Below are 14,496 nucleotides of genomic sequence, written 5' to 3' on the forward strand. Positions count from 1 at the left end.
TTAATGCCCTCGTTTTAAAGCCAGTAGCTGCTGATGCAGTCGAATAGGTAGCCAGCTAGGTAACATATAAAGCCATTGTTTTATTTTGCCGTAGCGTCGTTTCATCAATTGACGAAATACTTGGCGGGCAGCATTTAAGTCACCTTGCCAATAGGCTGTCATGGCTTGTGTATATAAGTGGCCCTCACTGAGCTGGGTTAATTGCCCTTGGCCCAGTTCATTGACAAGTTCGGGATGTTGCTTGAAGTAATCTTGTTGGATCTGAAAATGATCGAGCAAGATTTGCGCTCGATTATCGGTTTGTTGCCCATGTGAATGGTGAACGTAATAAGCGAGTACTTCAGGCACTCTGACAATGTCGCGATTAAGAGTCAGACGTAGCCATAGCGCAAAGTCTTCACAGGTTCGATAGTGAGTGTTAAACATACCATTTTCAATTACCAGCTCGCGATTAACTATCACGCCATGGATTGGCCAACGAGTGCTTTGGATAAGCTTTAATTTTTTATCTGGCATGGCTTGGTAATCGGGCGGTACAAAAGGTTCGCCTTGTTGGGTGCCCACGTTTTGCCAGCCACAATAAGCAAAATCTTGTTGCTCCCTTTCGAGCGCTTGGCTCATCTTTTGTAAAAAGTCATTACGCCAGCGATCATCTGCATCTAGAAAGCACAGGTATTGCCCTTTTGCTTGGCTAATGCCGTAATTACGTGCACTTGGTGCCCCCTGATTAGTTTGAGTCAACAGTAGAATTCGAGGCTCTTGGGTCATTAATTGCTGTGCGATCGTTGGACTGCTATCGGTTGAGCCGTCGTTAATCAAGATTAATTCGAAATCGGTTAAGCTTTGCGCCAACACTGAATTGACGCTTTCAATTAAGGTTTTTTCAGCATTGAACACAGGCATGATCACCGACACTATCATGAGGCCACCTTGGTTTTTAAAATGCGCGAGGCATAGTAACCCGCGACGTCAAACCAGCTCATTTTATTACTTATAAATGTCAGCTTACGTAGCAACGTAGGGGCGCAATCATTGGCGAAAACGGTGATACGAGGGATCGTCAGTGGTTGAGTATGGGGTTGCACAGCGCCTGCACGCGTGGTGCAAGCGTACTCAAATCCAGCTGCAGCCAGTTGTTCCTCATGATGCTGTTGATAGCGGCCAAAGGGGTAAGCAAAACTATTAACGGCTTTGCCCAGCTGCTGCTCCAAATCATCTTTACAGTTGTTTATTTGTTGTTGCGACTGCGAAGCTGAAAGGCGAGTTAAATCAAGATGGTGGCAAGTGTGGCCACCAATTTCCCAACCTTGTTCATCAAGCTTTTGCAATTGTTGGGGCGAGAGCAATGGCTTAGGATTCGGGCTCCATTGACTCACAGCAGGCGCGGCACGAGTGACCATAAATAAGGTGGCCGGAAATTGATACTCAGTGAGTGCCGGTAACGCATTGGTTAAATTATCAAGGTAGCCATCATCAAAGGTAATCGCAATTTGCAAGCCTTGGCTATCTCGGGTTGTCATTAATGTGTTAAGGGTGACAACTTGGCTATTTAGCTGAGCTAATAAAGCGAGATGCTGCTTAAATTGGGCGAGTGTGCTGTCGTATTGGGTGGCTTGCTGCGATAGTGTTGGCACGCTGTGATACATCAGCACTATCTTACGTGGGCGATCTAAAAGATTAGCGGCAAATAGTGGGTTAATCATCCGGCTATCCTTTCATGTTGCAGCCAATGGCGAATTTCGTTTTATATTTTTTAATGGCGAGTTTTGCTGCCATCAAAAATCTGCCTCGTTCTGCAGCAATTGCAGTAGAAGGCAGAGTAAAAAACAAAATTAGTGCCAATAATGGTGAGCAGACTAAACAAAGGATAAAGCCAGAGGGCGTGTTGACATCCATGTTAGCCATATTCATCCCTTTTAAGAGTAGAAGAGAAAGGCCCAAATAGCCGAGTAAAAAAACAAAAACACCACTCAGTTGGCGTAACCACTGTTGCAGCGATAAATTCACTAAAGGCAGGGCATAGCTTTGTGCTCTCACTAAGTTATAAGCACTGGCAGCAACTAATGCATAACACAAGCTGCTGAGATCTCTTTGCCAAAACGCAATACAATAAATACCCAGTAAAATAATAATCTCTATATTTATTCTCATGTCTTTTAGCAGTTTTGCTTTGCTAGAAAGCACGGTACTGGCAGGGTTTATCATTAAGCGGATAAAGCCACTCCAAGCAAGGATGCCCAGTAGCTCGCCTGATATTGCCCAGTTTTCACCAAAGACGAGAGAGATAAACGGCTTAGACAGGAGTGCAAGGCTAATGTAGATGGGGCCAATATAAAGCAATAACACACTACAAACTTTTATAAAAAGATCTTGATAGGCCTTTGGTTGATCTCTCAGTTCTGACATGCGGCGAAAGTTAGGTTGTGCCAAGGCATTAACAAATACCATCAAAGGGGTTTCGGCTAAGCTATCGGCTTTATTCATCAAACCTAGAGAGCTTGGGCCTAACAAGCTGCCAACCAGAAAACGAGGGATTTGATTCCGAACGTAAAACAGTAAATTATTGCCGGTAAAAGTGGCGCCAAAGTTGGCTAACTTGTTGACCGAAGCGCGCTTCAAACCAAGTCTTGGTATCCAGTGACTGCAGCGGGTGAGCAATGGAAATGAGATTAAGCTACTGACCAAACCGCCAATGATTAAGCTGTGGGGATTGCGGTAGACCAAAGCCAGTACCAAGCTAATGGTTGAACTGGCGATTAAAGTGATGATTTTAATTCGGGTAATGTGGTGATACTGATAATCACGTTGTAGCAGTACACCTTGAATATTGACCCAAGGTCGAGCGATGAAGGTGGCGGCCGCGAGCGGCATCAGACTGAGGTAAATATCTTGTTTAAAAAAATCAGCAAAGCTTGGGCTGACAGCGGTAAAAGCAGTAAAAAATCCTAAACCTGTTAGCAGTTGTATCGTAAAAACGGTGCGCCTGTCATCCTCTGTTATCTGGTGCTGACGTACGAGAGCTTGACCTAATCCACCTCCGACCAGCAAGGAGGCGAAGCCAGTAAATATTTGTACCGTGACGACTTGGCCAAAGTGTTCGGGTAATAAAATACGAGCCAGAGCAATGGAAAAACCAAACTCAATCACGCGGCAGCTTAAATTCCCTAGGGCAACCCAAGATGCGCTTTTGCGTAGAGTACTTGAAGAACTCATTAGTTAAGCCCACACTATCAAGAAATAAGCGTGCACTTTAGCTTGCCATTTACTGTGCGTTAGTGGCATGGGGCTGCTCAGTTTGTAAAGCTTGAATTCGATCTTGTCGTGGCTTGATCGTGCGAAGTTTAGGAGCGAGTTGTTTTACTTCATCTAATTTAGCTTGCGCTAAAGTGAACTCCCCAATTTCAGTATAAATATCCACTTCGAGCAACTGTGCTCTTATGTCCTTCGGTTTGTATGTTAGGGCATGCTGTAATGACTTTAAGGCGTCGTCATGGCGTTTATCGAAGTGTGCGATTTTAGCATTGAGTAAATAAGTGTCGTACCAAAGTGGGTACTGTTTACCAGCGTGCTCCATCATGTAATCAATATTGTTTTTTGCCCGATTGAGATAGTCTTGGCGCTCGCCTGCATGGGGGCTGGTATAAAAACGATTTAAGTCGGCCAAGGCAAAGCAATGATGATGTATGTGTACAAAATCTTTGCCAATGACATTTTTCCAATACAAGGTGGTAGGGTGATCGGACTGTAGTCCAATCTTGGCTTTGCAATAGCCTGGCAGGGACGCCAGTTCATTCGCGTCGGGAGAGATGCTTTTTACCGCCGCCTGTGCGGAGCAAGAGAAAACTAATAAACACCAAAGCCATTTCATTTTATACCCCTTCAAGTTGTTGGGTTTGTTGCGCTACCTTTTCCCAGCTTAGTTCATCTAGTACTCGTTGATAGGCGTGACTGGCGAAAGATTGATGGTCTTGAAGTAAGCGGATCAGGGCTTGGCTTAATGCGGCAATATCCTCGCCATCAACATTTAGGCCGGTTTTTTCATGTAACACGGCGTTCGGCGGGCCGCCGACAATACCTGACAAAGACGTTTTACCGCAGGCCGCGGCTTCTATAAAGACCATGCCAAAGCCTTCGGTATCACCATTAATTTCTCGATTAGGCATAACGAAAATGTCACAGGCATTATACCAACGTGGTAGATCGTCAACGTTGACATGGCCAAGAAAACTAACTTGCTCTCTCACTTTTAATTCGTCGGCAAGCTGTTTGAGATAAGCCTCGTCTTCGCCGATTCCTATTATGGCATAACGTACATTGATGCCTTGTTCACGGAGTAATGGTAAGGCGCGAATCACATTATCAAAGCCTTTACGCCGACTGAGCCGACCAACAGAGAGTAATAACTGCTCTTTTGGTTGTAAGCCAATTTGCTGCTTTAAATCTTGGCAAGGCAACTCAGGTTTGAAGGTGCTGGTATCAACTCCTGGATGGATCAAGGTGATTTTTTCTTTGGCGATGCCAAGTTTTAATAGCTCTTCGCGAGTAAATTCACTGTTGGCAATAATGGTGTCGCAGTGTTGATAAACGTAGACCATGGCTTTAAATTTGTTTTTTTGTCGCCAGGTTGTGATCTCTTCACCATGAGCATAAATGACACATGGAATGCGAAAGACTTTACTGCAGAGTAAGGCGATTGCGCCTTCGGGTAGTACGCGGCCAGCGTGTATGACTCGACTGCGATAGTGTATGCAAACCCAGCAGCTGTGGAACAATAGGTTCAAGTACATCCAAAGTGACTCTGGTTTTAGCCAGCTTACTCGAGTGAGGCTGATGCGATGCACTGTGTTGGGGTGAGTACTATCATGTTGCGCAGCCCCTGCCACATCTGCGGTAATGATGTGATGCTCTTTACCGCCTAAGCGCCGATAAACTTGGTCAAACCAGACGGCGGTTCCGCCCTTGGTCGGTAAAAACAATTCACTTAACACTAGAATGCCTTTTTTTCTTGTCATGCTCAGCTCCCTAGTGCCGATTTAGTAACCGATAACACATCTCGTAGTGTGACTTCACGCTTGAAAAAACCTTGAGTTATGCTTCTAAGCGCTGCCCAGCGTAATTCTTGTTTGAGTTGACAATAGGCCAGATCTAGATTGGCTGCACGTAAGGCTGCTTTTAAACCAGTATGAATAGCAGGTTTAAAGGACTCTTGAATCAACTGCTTGTAAGCAATTAGCGTTTGTTGTTGGGCAAAAAGCGGGTTGCTGCGAGTGGCGCTGCTTGGATGAACATAATAGGCGGCTAAAGGCTGAGTTACAGCGCCGATACAATTGGCGTGCTGGCAAAGTCGAATTAATAAACTAACATCTTCACACACTTTTAACTCGGTGGGGTAGCCGCCACTTTGTTGGAATAGCGTTTTTCGAACGCTGAGGGTATGGGTATCACCGAAATGCTTACCGACAAAAAGGGTCAGGGCGTGTTCGTCAAAAGTTAGCTGAGTTTGACTTGGGTACTTGCCCAATAAATATTGGCCAGCTGGGGTTTGTGCTAAAGATCGCTTAATGGCATTGTCGCCATCAACCCAGTATTCAAAATCCCCCGTTAGGATATCTATGCTAGGTTGTTGCTGGAGCCATTCACCGTGTAATTGAAGACGGTCAGGGTAATACCAATCGTCGGCATCTAAAAAGCACAGCCAATCTCCCCCAGATTTCGCCACGCCAAAATTTCGAGCTGCGGAAACGCCTTGATTTTCTTGGTAGTAGTAATGTACCTGGTGTGATGTAAATGCTTTGGCGATCTCGGCGCTGTCATCAGTCGACCCATCATCCACCAGAATAATTTCATAAGCAGGCCAGCTTTGCTGCAAGATAGAATGGATCGCTTTGGCTAAGGTTTCGGCTGCATTATAAAACGGCACTATCACTGAAAACTTAGGTTGGTATTGGGCGTCAGTGACAGTCTTGACTGTCTCTGATGATTTTTTGGTCGGGGCGAGGTTATCAAAGGGGTTACTCATAGCCAAGCTTCTGCATTAGTGGGGCAATGGTATCTTGGATGGACACTATCGCGTCGTAGTTACGTTTTTTCCATTTCTCTGGCTCGGGCTTACCTGAAACCATGCTGGTGGGCCTTGATGATAGTTGTTCACAGTGCCGTTGCATCTGCGGGTTGAAATTCAACTCAAGTTGCTGGCAAACGCGATTTATCTGTGCCACGGGTTGTGCAATAAATTGCTCATACTGCAGCTCAACCCATTGCTGAGGGGGAATGAGCTGCTTTGCTTCTAATGCTAAATTGTTGGCACTGAGCCATTGCATTGCACACACTTCGGCAAGGCTACTTTGATTGTAGTCACGCCATTGTGGTGGTAAAAAAAAGTGCCACTGATTGAATTCGCCATGCTCGATGTTGACTGGCTCAGGGCTTGCACCAAGAAATTGGTTGAGACCAAAGTGGTTGTGGTTACGCCATCCATCCATTAATGAGCTGATATTGTCACGCCCGTTACGGTATAAAAATACAAATTTGGCATTGGGAAATAGCTGATAAAGATAGGGTAAGCGCAAAATGTTGATACAGGTTTTATCTAAAATTTGGCCGTGGCTAAGTCGTTGGTAATAGTGTTTAAAATAAGCATTTCTATGAGCGGGTTGGGCGTCTTCTGCAGTGGCGGCTTCGGAATGCCATTGATTATGCTGAGGTCCGTGTAGCTTATGCCATAGTTGTGGGGTTTCATAGCCTAATGAGACCACTTCATTTGATTCGCCTAGTGTTTCAAAGGTGACCGTAGTGCCACTACGTGAGCAACCTATGATGAAAATTGGGTCAGGAGTGTTGGGTTGAGTGATTTGCCACCATTGACCTTTAAGCTCCTGCTTTAATGCTGTCAGGTTTTTATGCAGGTAGTCTGCGCTGGTGAGCTTGTGCAAGATGTTGCTGGCCATGGTGTCCGCGTCCTTGTGTCTACTAATGATTTTATTACTTTTTTAGTTTGGTCTCGTTTTCTGGTTTTGGTGTTGCCACAAGTTAAAATCGGCTATTGGTTTCATCTGTATGATGAGCCAGCAGATAAAGTTCAGCCCAGTTAAAGTAGCAAGGTGGCGAAACTTTGGGAGCGTAAAAGCGCGATTTCGCCAGCACTGTAAGCGATGGCGCCAGTTATGGATCAGAAGTTTATCGGGATCATGTTGTGGCAAACGTACTAACTCGAGACTTGATAGGAAGCAACAATCTGGCCATGTTTTAATGGCTTGCTCCAGTAGGTTTCGTATTTGGCTCAAGCTGTTTTGGCTGCCCTCTGGTGAATTAACAAAATTAAATCGATGGGTTTCAAATAGGCAGGGACGTGCCAATCCAATGCTGTTACACACTTTGTCTAGCGCTTCTTGCCATTGGTGACCAAATTCGGGCTCAAAATATTGGTTTCTTACTAGGTATGTTTGCCCTGTGGCAGAAGTTTGATGATTAACGATGCGTTTTTTGTCAGAACTAAAATGGCTATCAGTTCGTTTGATAAAGCGCTGTCCGGGTGTGATGATGGTATGAATACCATGACTGCGCCAACTGATTTCCACCTCTTCGCTCCAGACGAAAGTCGGTGGCACTACAACTTCAGGGGCAAAACCAAAACAACGTTTAAATAAGTCTACCTCTTGCTTTACCGCTACCGCAATGTCAGCAATGTTTAGCGCTGGGTTCCAGCGACTTTGTAGTGGCGATGGCAGTTTTTCGGTGTAGGCGCTATCATGTTCAAGCCATTCTTTTAATTCATTATTTTTCTGTATTCCCGAGAGTAGCTTACTTGGCCAATAATGCTCGCGACCATGTAATTGCAATGAAAATACACCCGCTTGCTGACCTTGTTTTAGGCTACTGAGAATATCGGAAAATTGCGGCAGACATAAGTCGAGGCCGGCATACTCTTGGTACTGACTCTGCTGAATTTTCTCAGCATCCGGAATGGATAAGACGGCGCCTATGGTCATATGAGCGCAATGGCCTCGATAGTCTCTAAATTCACTGAGTAGCTGCTGGATCTTATGCAGTGTTTGAGCGTGCTCGATTGGGCCCGGCCCCCAATCGTCACTTTCAAAGATAATAATGGGCTGCTTAATCATGGGCTCTAACCAAAACTGTCTCAGGGAGTGGCGGTAGCTAAGTAATAAAATTAGGTTACCCACTATTAGCCATAAAAATATAATTTCCAATGAAAGCAATATCATGCAGCAGCTTCCTTGTTGGTTTTTAGTTTCAGCTGTTGGTGCGCTTTTAGCCACAACCCCAGCATCATCAGGATCCAAATTAGCTCGCCATAGTATTCAGCATGCTCCTGTTGATGCAGTTGTTGAACTTGGCTGAGTAGCTGAGGCGAAAAAATATTAAGGCCAGAAAGCGTATTGATACCGGTGCTGGCTAAATCTTGCAGTGCTTGGTTTTCTTTGGTCCAAATACCAAAGGGTAAGCCAAAGCCATGTTTAGGTTTCTTTTGCAGCTCATGAGGCAGAAAGGTTCTAAAGCTTTGCTTGTAGAAATGGCGCAGCTTTCCAAAGGGTAGCTTCCACTGACTGGGGATGCGACAGCTAAGATCGACTACTTCACGGTCTAACATCGGGAAGCGAACGTCTATGTTTGCCAGTTGGCACATGCTACTCACTTTACGTAAGTCATTATCGGCTAAGGTATGTTTCCAATCGAGCCAGAGCATTCGGTTAAGTTGGCTGGCTGGCTCTGGTATGTCAAACCAAGTTTGGTTCTGTTGTTCGGGCTGCTCTACATCCACTTGTGCTAAGAATTCAGGGGTGAAAAAATGCTCTGGGCCAAGGCGATGTATAAAGTTGTAGCTTTCTAATCGCGTCGGTAGCTTTATTTTGGCTTGGTTGAGATAGCTTTGTATTTTTTGCCCTAAGCGCCATTGCTTTAAAGTAGAAGATTGCAGTAACGGGTCGCATACGTTTTTTTGTATAGCCGTTGGTAGTTGTTGATAAATTTCAAAAATTTGCTGCTTGGCATAGCGGGCATTTCCGGCAAACAGCTCATCGCCGCCATCACCTGCTAATAGGGTGTTCATGCCATGCTGCTTAGCTAGGCGGGCACAAAAATAGGTGGGCACGACAGAGGAATTGCCAAATGGCTCATCTTGCCATGCGGTGATCTTGTCGATCACGTCGGCGGTTTCATCGGCCTCGATTTTTAATTGCTGCATAGGGCTAGAAAAATGCTTCGCACATAGCTCAGCCCAAGGTAGTTCATTGTATTTTTCGACATGAAAGCCAATCGAAAAGCTTGGGCTATTGGCTTTTATTTGGTTGAGTAAGCCGGTAATGGTTGAGCTGTCTAAACCGCCACTTAAAAAGCTACCTACTTGCTCGGCAGACTCAGGTAGCTGGCGTTGTACGGCCTCTTGTAAGGTGGTGAATAACGCTTGTTGCAATTCCTGCTGACTTTGCTTTTTGTCTTCGCTGAATTGCGGGACAAAATATTGTTGGTGTGTGAGTTGGCCATCCCTAAAGCGCAGCATTTCACCAGGTTTTAGCTTGTAAATCCCTTTGAAGATCGTTTGCGGGCTAGGGATCATATGAAAGTAGAGGTAATTAAATATGGCTTGGTGATCAATAGCAGGGGCTTGCTGTAATTGCAGTAAGAGCATATTCATACTGGTGGCGAATATAAGTTGCTGCTCTACTTGGGTGTAATAAATACACTGGCTAGCGAATGGATCGCTGGCGACAATAGATTGCTTGGTATCGCTATAAACTAAAGCAAAGCGCCCGTTAAGTTGATTGAGCGCCTGTTGCGGTGACTGTATAAACTGATGGCTGAATTGTTGCTGTGCGCTTGGCTGGGTTAATGCCGTTTGCAGCCACTTTGGGTGGCCTATTAAGCAGTAAAAACCAAGTTGGTTTGAAGTAAAGCTTAATTCAGGTTGCTGGGTGGCAAGGCTTAGGTTGGGCCTATCAATCAGGGTTAATTGCCGTGCTTGGTTAACCCGAATCTTGGGGGACCCTGAAATGCCAACCATTGCATCCATGCGCGTTTTCCTGCCAAATTGAACGTTTTTTAAGTGTAGTCAAAAATAAATTTGTTAGGGTAAATCTGTTTATTTTCATACTTTAGGTGGTAAGGAATAAGTGACTTTTTGTTGCTGATCCTTGCGCGAGGTGACGCAAACAAGTTCAACCACCAAGGTAAACAGCTCCAGATCATTGCTAGCTTTCATGGCGGCCGCTAGATCGCTATTTCTTTATGTGCCAAGTTTTCACCTGTTGCGCCTGTTGCGCCTGTTGCTGTTTGAGTTCTATTTGTGTCGGTGTAATGATTAAACTGAGCTGGTAATTGAGCCGCGAGAGGGCGAGCTGATGGCGTCCCTGCTCGGTGAAAAAAGTGTGCTTTGTGATATTGGTTCGATTGGCTAGCTCGGGCTTGAGAACTACCAAAAATTCATCGTTAAGTTGCTGCTTTTCAGGGATTATCTCTAATCGCCATTGACCCGGCTCGGGTTTTGGTTGGCGTTGTTGGTTGATGATAGTGTTGATCTTTCCTGCTTCATCGTAGTTTTTTCCGTCGACATAAAAGTCAAATTCTGGGCCGCCTAAGGTAAGCACGTATGATTTTTGTGGTAACAAGGGTGATACCCATAAGTTAGCCTCTTGCTGGCGTTCATATTGGGGATAATTTTGTACTAACCAGTCACCATTTTCTTGTTGGCGAGGAACTTGGTTGGTATGGAGTAACCAGCGTTTGGTAAATGCGCTGTGAGTGGCTAGCACCAGATCGTACACTATGGCACTGTCTAAAAATTTATCATAAATAAACAGCCGCTTGATGGACTCTACTCGACGCGTTCGGGCCGAAAATTCGCCTCGGCCGGACGCTAGATTGGTATAGGCAGGGGTCAGATCTGCGTAGACTAATACAAAATCATTGGTTTGGACTTGCTCTAGCACCTTAGCAGTATGATAAGTATCTCTTTGTTGCTGCCATTGCGCTAGGCTAACTGGCGCGGCGCTGCCCCAGCCAGAGCCAATACGCCTTTGCCCACCATCATTGGCTATTTCACGTTCGGCTTGGCCTGAGTTTTTTGCGGGCATTGGCTGGTTGTCTTTAGGATCGGTGATAGTCAGGGTGTTATGGGCAATGGTTTGATAGCTGTAGTTTAAATGGTGATCAGCGCCATAGCCGGGGCCGTAGAAGCCACTGTCGATAGCAAGAGGGCTACCTTTGTATAGGGTGAAGCTGCCTTGATCTAAATGTTGGTGTGACCAGTAGTTATCACCTGCACGAAAATTGACCATAGTGGCTTGATCATCGTCACTGCTACGCGCGATTAAATGCCCAATACCGTCAAACCATTTAGCCCAAGGCAGTGGTGCGGGTTGAGCAGCGGGGAGCATCTCTCCAGCCAGCGGTCCCCAAGGCCATGAGGTAGGAGCTAGGTCGCGATGACTGATCCTATCTAAGCTAGCTTGGTGGTTAAGCTCAAGTGCTAAGGCTAGTTGATCGGGTATGCCTCGGTTGAAAAAGCGGCCATCACCCCAGCGAATCTGACTATCATCTGGCCGAATACGATACAGTAGAAAATCGGCAAAGCCTCGGATGCTGGGCTCGTTGAAAAAATTGTCACCAGTTGCTTTGCGCCACATTGCAGGTAATTGATAGATGGCTTGGCCAATGCCTATTCCGACATATTCGGCGCCTTCATGCCAGCCGCCATGTTGCCCCATAACCTGACGCCAAACTGGCAATACCTGCTCTAGCCAAGTGTAAGCCGTAAAATTCATCACCGCATCAAACTCTGGTGACTCTTGATAGCCAGCAATAGCGCAGGCCATAAGGGCTTGCAATGGGCTGTTATACAAATATACGTTATAGGGAGAGAGTTGTTCGGTGACAATATAATTTTGGGTAAATTGACAACCTTCCAGTAACTTAGCCCTTAACTCAATTAGTTGTTGCTGACTCCAACGGGTATAAAGCCAGTCATAAGCAAGGGCGAGGGGTTTTACTTGTACATTGCCGCGGCCACTAAATTTAAGTGCCATTAAGCTTTGATGCAGCTGCGCTAAATCCACTGATTCTGGGGTGAAATAAGCGAGCTGTACTTGGCTTTCTAACTTACCTCGCTGGCTAAGCCTTGCTAGGGAGCGTAAGTATTGGCCATCATTTTTCAACGCCACTATTTCTTCAACATTAGGTGAAGGTAGTCTAGGGCGCAGTGAATTAAATTTGTTAACGTCAAATTGATAGCTATTGGGTGCGGCTTGAGCTGGCGTTGTTATTTGGCTGAATTGATGAATGCTTAACATGGCGCCAACTAACAGTAAGCATAAAGAAAATACGGCGATGGGCCAATAAGGAACGTGAGCTTCCTGTTGGTTTTGAGTTAAGGCGACATAACGATTGCGCCAAAAATGAACAATAAAGATCCAGCTTATAGTGGCGATAATCGCATCGGTAATATCGGGATAGCGACCCGGCTGACCGACTTGCAGAGCCTCTAAGGCAATAAAAAGTAACGCTATCGCAATGGCACAAATCAGTTCTCGCTTAACAAACCAATTTGCATGGCGTTGCATGGCACAAAAAGCCAATGCAAATACTGGCCACACCACGTTGAACATAGTGGTGGCAAAGGCTAAGTTTTGTAATTGATAAAAGAAAGGTACCCAGTTAAATTCTTGTATCTCACCTGTACTGGGCATTAGCGCTTTGATGAGTAACCAAGCTAATACTATCCCTGCTATGACGGAATATTGCCGTTGACTGGTTTGCTGTTGTTGGCAAGCAAGCAGCAGAATGAGGCTGGCACTGATGCTGCCGAGTACTAAATCCAAACTCAACCAGTGATACAAGATAAAGGGGTGCAATAAGGTTAGGGCTAAGGGGGTAAACCAAGCTAACCAGCGTTTTGGCGCTAATAAAATAGCCCGTAGTAATAACCCCATAATCAGGTGTTGTAGGAAAAAACTCACCAGTTTGAAAGCGCTAAAGTCGTATAAGTGAGGCGCGAACAAGGGCTTAATACTTTGCCATACACCGAACGGACTGAGGTTTGGTTGCAGTGGGCTAAAGTAACCAATGAGCATACAAACTAGACTTAGCATACCTAACAAACTACTCGGTCTATCAATTATATAATGCTGATACAGGCGGTTTATTTTTTCTAAGTAGTTGCTGTCTGGATGGTAGCGAGCGGCGATTAAACTGCCTAGCCCGCCACCTAAGGTGTTGAGTAATAAATCCAGCTGGGAAGTATTTCGTTCAGGTAAAAAATATTGTAAATATTCCAAGCTATAGCTGAGCAAAAATGCCCAGAGCAGCACCCATAAATGGCGCTTAATCACGGCGCCATAAAAGTGTTGATGCAGCATAAAACCAAAAGGTAAATAGATGATGCTGTTTACTAAAATATCGGTACTGCTTAGCCCTGCTGGTTGGCTGCTAAGCACTGACAACAAGTTTGGTAAGGGGATGCTCTGCCACTGGCTAAAAGGGTATAAGGTGCCGTAAGTGATTAGAATGGCGTATAAAGTTAATGGCCATGCACTAATGTGTAACGAGTGTGATGACGCTGATGCAGAGGACTTAGGTGTGAGTGAGATACTTTGCACACTGAGTTTGCGCAATTGTATCAGACCCATCATTAGCACTATGTAAGGAAGCAATGATAATAGGGTAATAAGTGCCATTGAAACCTGTTGTTGGCGATCAAAGCCCAGCATAAAGCTTAAAGCGGAGTATTGACTGCCGTACTTTTCTACTTGGCTTGCGGTGCTGAGCCAGATTAAACCAAAGCTAAATAACCAAGCAATAAAATAAACCAAGATGCGTCGGCCTAAGCGATTAGGATGGCTAAGTAAATCTGCAGCGAAAAAGAGTATAAATAGTGCCGCGGTGATACCAATCAGGCCAAAAGGTGATTGTAATAGTTCGGTAATGTTGTCGGTAGCGGCAAAGGTAATAATAACTAAGTAACTAAAGCTGTAAATAAAAGGACAAAGGGCCAGCCAAAGCCATTTTAATGGGTTGTTTAATGTGGCCAATAACCAACTTAGCTGAATAAGCCAAAGCCAAGCAAAAAACCGCATCATTAACTCGGTTTCCCACGGCCACTGATAAATGGGGCTACCAAGAATATCAAATAAGCTTTCAGCTGCTACTTGGCTGCTTAAGATTAACCAGAGTAAGCAATGACTGATCAGTAAGTAGCCGAGCAAGGACGCAATCGAGATTGAAGTGCGTAATAAGCTAATCGGAAACACAAACACTAAGTAAAGGGTGGCAACTATCGCGAAACTTAAGCCGATAATATTAGATTGTGCAATGAGCTCGTTGAGGTTTTTTCCTAAAGGGAGATAAGGCAGAAAAAACAGCAAAGCAATGAAAGCGGCAAACAGTGGTAGTAAGTGCAGGATCTGGTATTGAACCAGCGGCCAAAGTGGCGTTTTTAATTGAGCGTCAGCGGAATTGAGAGTCGGCTTCATTAAGCATCCTTGC

At 45.2% G+C, this 14,496-nt stretch carries 10 protein-coding genes; all 10 read right to left on the reverse strand.

Annotated elements, in window-relative coordinates:
- The 10 genes from Q4519_RS03960 to Q4519_RS04005 all read right to left on the reverse strand — a co-directional run bounded on the left by Q4519_RS03960 (window position 1) and on the right by Q4519_RS04005 (window position 14,483).
- Entirely contained in the window at window positions 1-921 is a 921-nt protein-coding gene (locus Q4519_RS03960; RefSeq protein WP_303509771.1) for a glycosyltransferase family 2 protein, read from the reverse strand.
- Window positions 918-1,703: a polysaccharide deacetylase family protein gene (locus tag Q4519_RS03965; RefSeq protein WP_232800776.1), complete on the reverse strand. Its 786-nt coding sequence runs from the start codon at window positions 1,701-1,703 to the stop codon at window positions 918-920. The genes Q4519_RS03960 and Q4519_RS03965 overlap by 4 nt, the downstream gene beginning before the upstream one ends.
- Window positions 1,704-1,707: 4 nt before the next feature.
- On the reverse strand, window positions 1,708-3,213 hold the full coding sequence (locus Q4519_RS03970) for a lipopolysaccharide biosynthesis protein (protein WP_303509776.1): 1,506 nt from the start codon (window positions 3,211-3,213) through the stop codon (window positions 1,708-1,710).
- 49 nt (window positions 3,214-3,262) lie between these two features.
- Window positions 3,263-3,868: a lipopolysaccharide assembly protein LapB gene (locus tag Q4519_RS03975; RefSeq protein WP_303509778.1), complete on the reverse strand. Its 606-nt coding sequence runs from the start codon at window positions 3,866-3,868 to the stop codon at window positions 3,263-3,265.
- 1 nt (window position 3,869) lies between these two features.
- The gene (locus Q4519_RS03980) at window positions 3,870-5,012 is read right to left on the reverse strand and encodes a glycosyltransferase family 4 protein (RefSeq protein ID WP_303509780.1); all 1,143 of its coding nucleotides are present in this window, start codon (window positions 5,010-5,012) and stop codon (window positions 3,870-3,872) included.
- Window positions 5,013-5,014: 2 nt separating this feature from the next.
- Entirely contained in the window at window positions 5,015-6,019 is a 1,005-nt protein-coding gene (locus Q4519_RS03985; protein WP_303509783.1) for a glycosyltransferase, read from the reverse strand.
- On the reverse strand, window positions 6,012-6,947 hold the full coding sequence (locus tag Q4519_RS03990; protein ID WP_303509785.1) for a sulfotransferase: 936 nt from the start codon (window positions 6,945-6,947) through the stop codon (window positions 6,012-6,014). The genes Q4519_RS03985 and Q4519_RS03990 overlap by 8 nt, the downstream gene beginning before the upstream one ends.
- A 42-nt stretch (window positions 6,948-6,989) precedes the next feature.
- On the reverse strand, window positions 6,990-8,225 hold the full coding sequence (locus Q4519_RS03995) for a hypothetical protein (protein WP_303509787.1): 1,236 nt from the start codon (window positions 8,223-8,225) through the stop codon (window positions 6,990-6,992).
- Window positions 8,222-10,030, reverse strand: a complete 1,809-nt coding sequence (locus tag Q4519_RS04000) for an asparagine synthetase B (RefSeq protein ID WP_232800762.1) — start codon at window positions 10,028-10,030, stop codon at window positions 8,222-8,224. The genes Q4519_RS03995 and Q4519_RS04000 overlap by 4 nt, the downstream gene beginning before the upstream one ends.
- A gap of 205 nt (window positions 10,031-10,235) precedes the next feature.
- Window positions 10,236-14,483 carry a VanZ family protein gene (locus Q4519_RS04005; protein WP_303509790.1) on the reverse strand — a complete coding sequence of 1,416 codons (4,248 nt, stop codon included), beginning with the start codon at window positions 14,481-14,483 and terminating at the stop codon, window positions 10,236-10,238.
- Between the last annotated feature and the right edge of the window lie 13 nt (window positions 14,484-14,496).

The sequence above is a fragment of the Motilimonas sp. 1_MG-2023 genome (genome assembly GCF_030547455.1).
GTDB lineage: Bacteria > Pseudomonadota > Gammaproteobacteria > Enterobacterales > CBDFNC01 > Motilimonas.

What these genes read in the sequence shown, in the direction of transcription:
- Q4519_RS03960 (WP_303509771.1), bottom strand. Translation starts at nt 921, where the DNA reads ATGATAGTGTCGGTGATCATGCCTGTGTTCAATGCTGAAAAAACCTTA.
- Q4519_RS03965 (WP_232800776.1), bottom strand. Translation starts at nt 1,703, where the DNA reads ATGATTAACCCACTATTTGCCGCTAATCTTTTAGATCGCCCACGTAAG.
- Q4519_RS03970 (WP_303509776.1), bottom strand. Translation starts at nt 3,213, where the DNA reads ATGAGTTCTTCAAGTACTCTACGCAAAAGCGCATCTTGGGTTGCCCTA.
- Q4519_RS03975 (WP_303509778.1), bottom strand. Translation starts at nt 3,868, where the DNA reads ATGAAATGGCTTTGGTGTTTATTAGTTTTCTCTTGCTCCGCACAGGCG.
- Q4519_RS03980 (WP_303509780.1), bottom strand. Translation starts at nt 5,012, where the DNA reads ATGACAAGAAAAAAAGGCATTCTAGTGTTAAGTGAATTGTTTTTACCG.
- Q4519_RS03985 (WP_303509783.1), bottom strand. Translation starts at nt 6,019, where the DNA reads ATGAGTAACCCCTTTGATAACCTCGCCCCGACCAAAAAATCATCAGAG.
- Q4519_RS03990 (WP_303509785.1), bottom strand. Translation starts at nt 6,947, where the DNA reads ATGGCCAGCAACATCTTGCACAAGCTCACCAGCGCAGACTACCTGCAT.
- Q4519_RS03995 (WP_303509787.1), bottom strand. Translation starts at nt 8,225, where the DNA reads ATGATATTGCTTTCATTGGAAATTATATTTTTATGGCTAATAGTGGGT.
- Q4519_RS04000 (WP_232800762.1), bottom strand. Translation starts at nt 10,030, where the DNA reads ATGGATGCAATGGTTGGCATTTCAGGGTCCCCCAAGATTCGGGTTAAC.
- Q4519_RS04005 (WP_303509790.1), bottom strand. Translation starts at nt 14,483, where the DNA reads ATGAAGCCGACTCTCAATTCCGCTGACGCTCAATTAAAAACGCCACTT.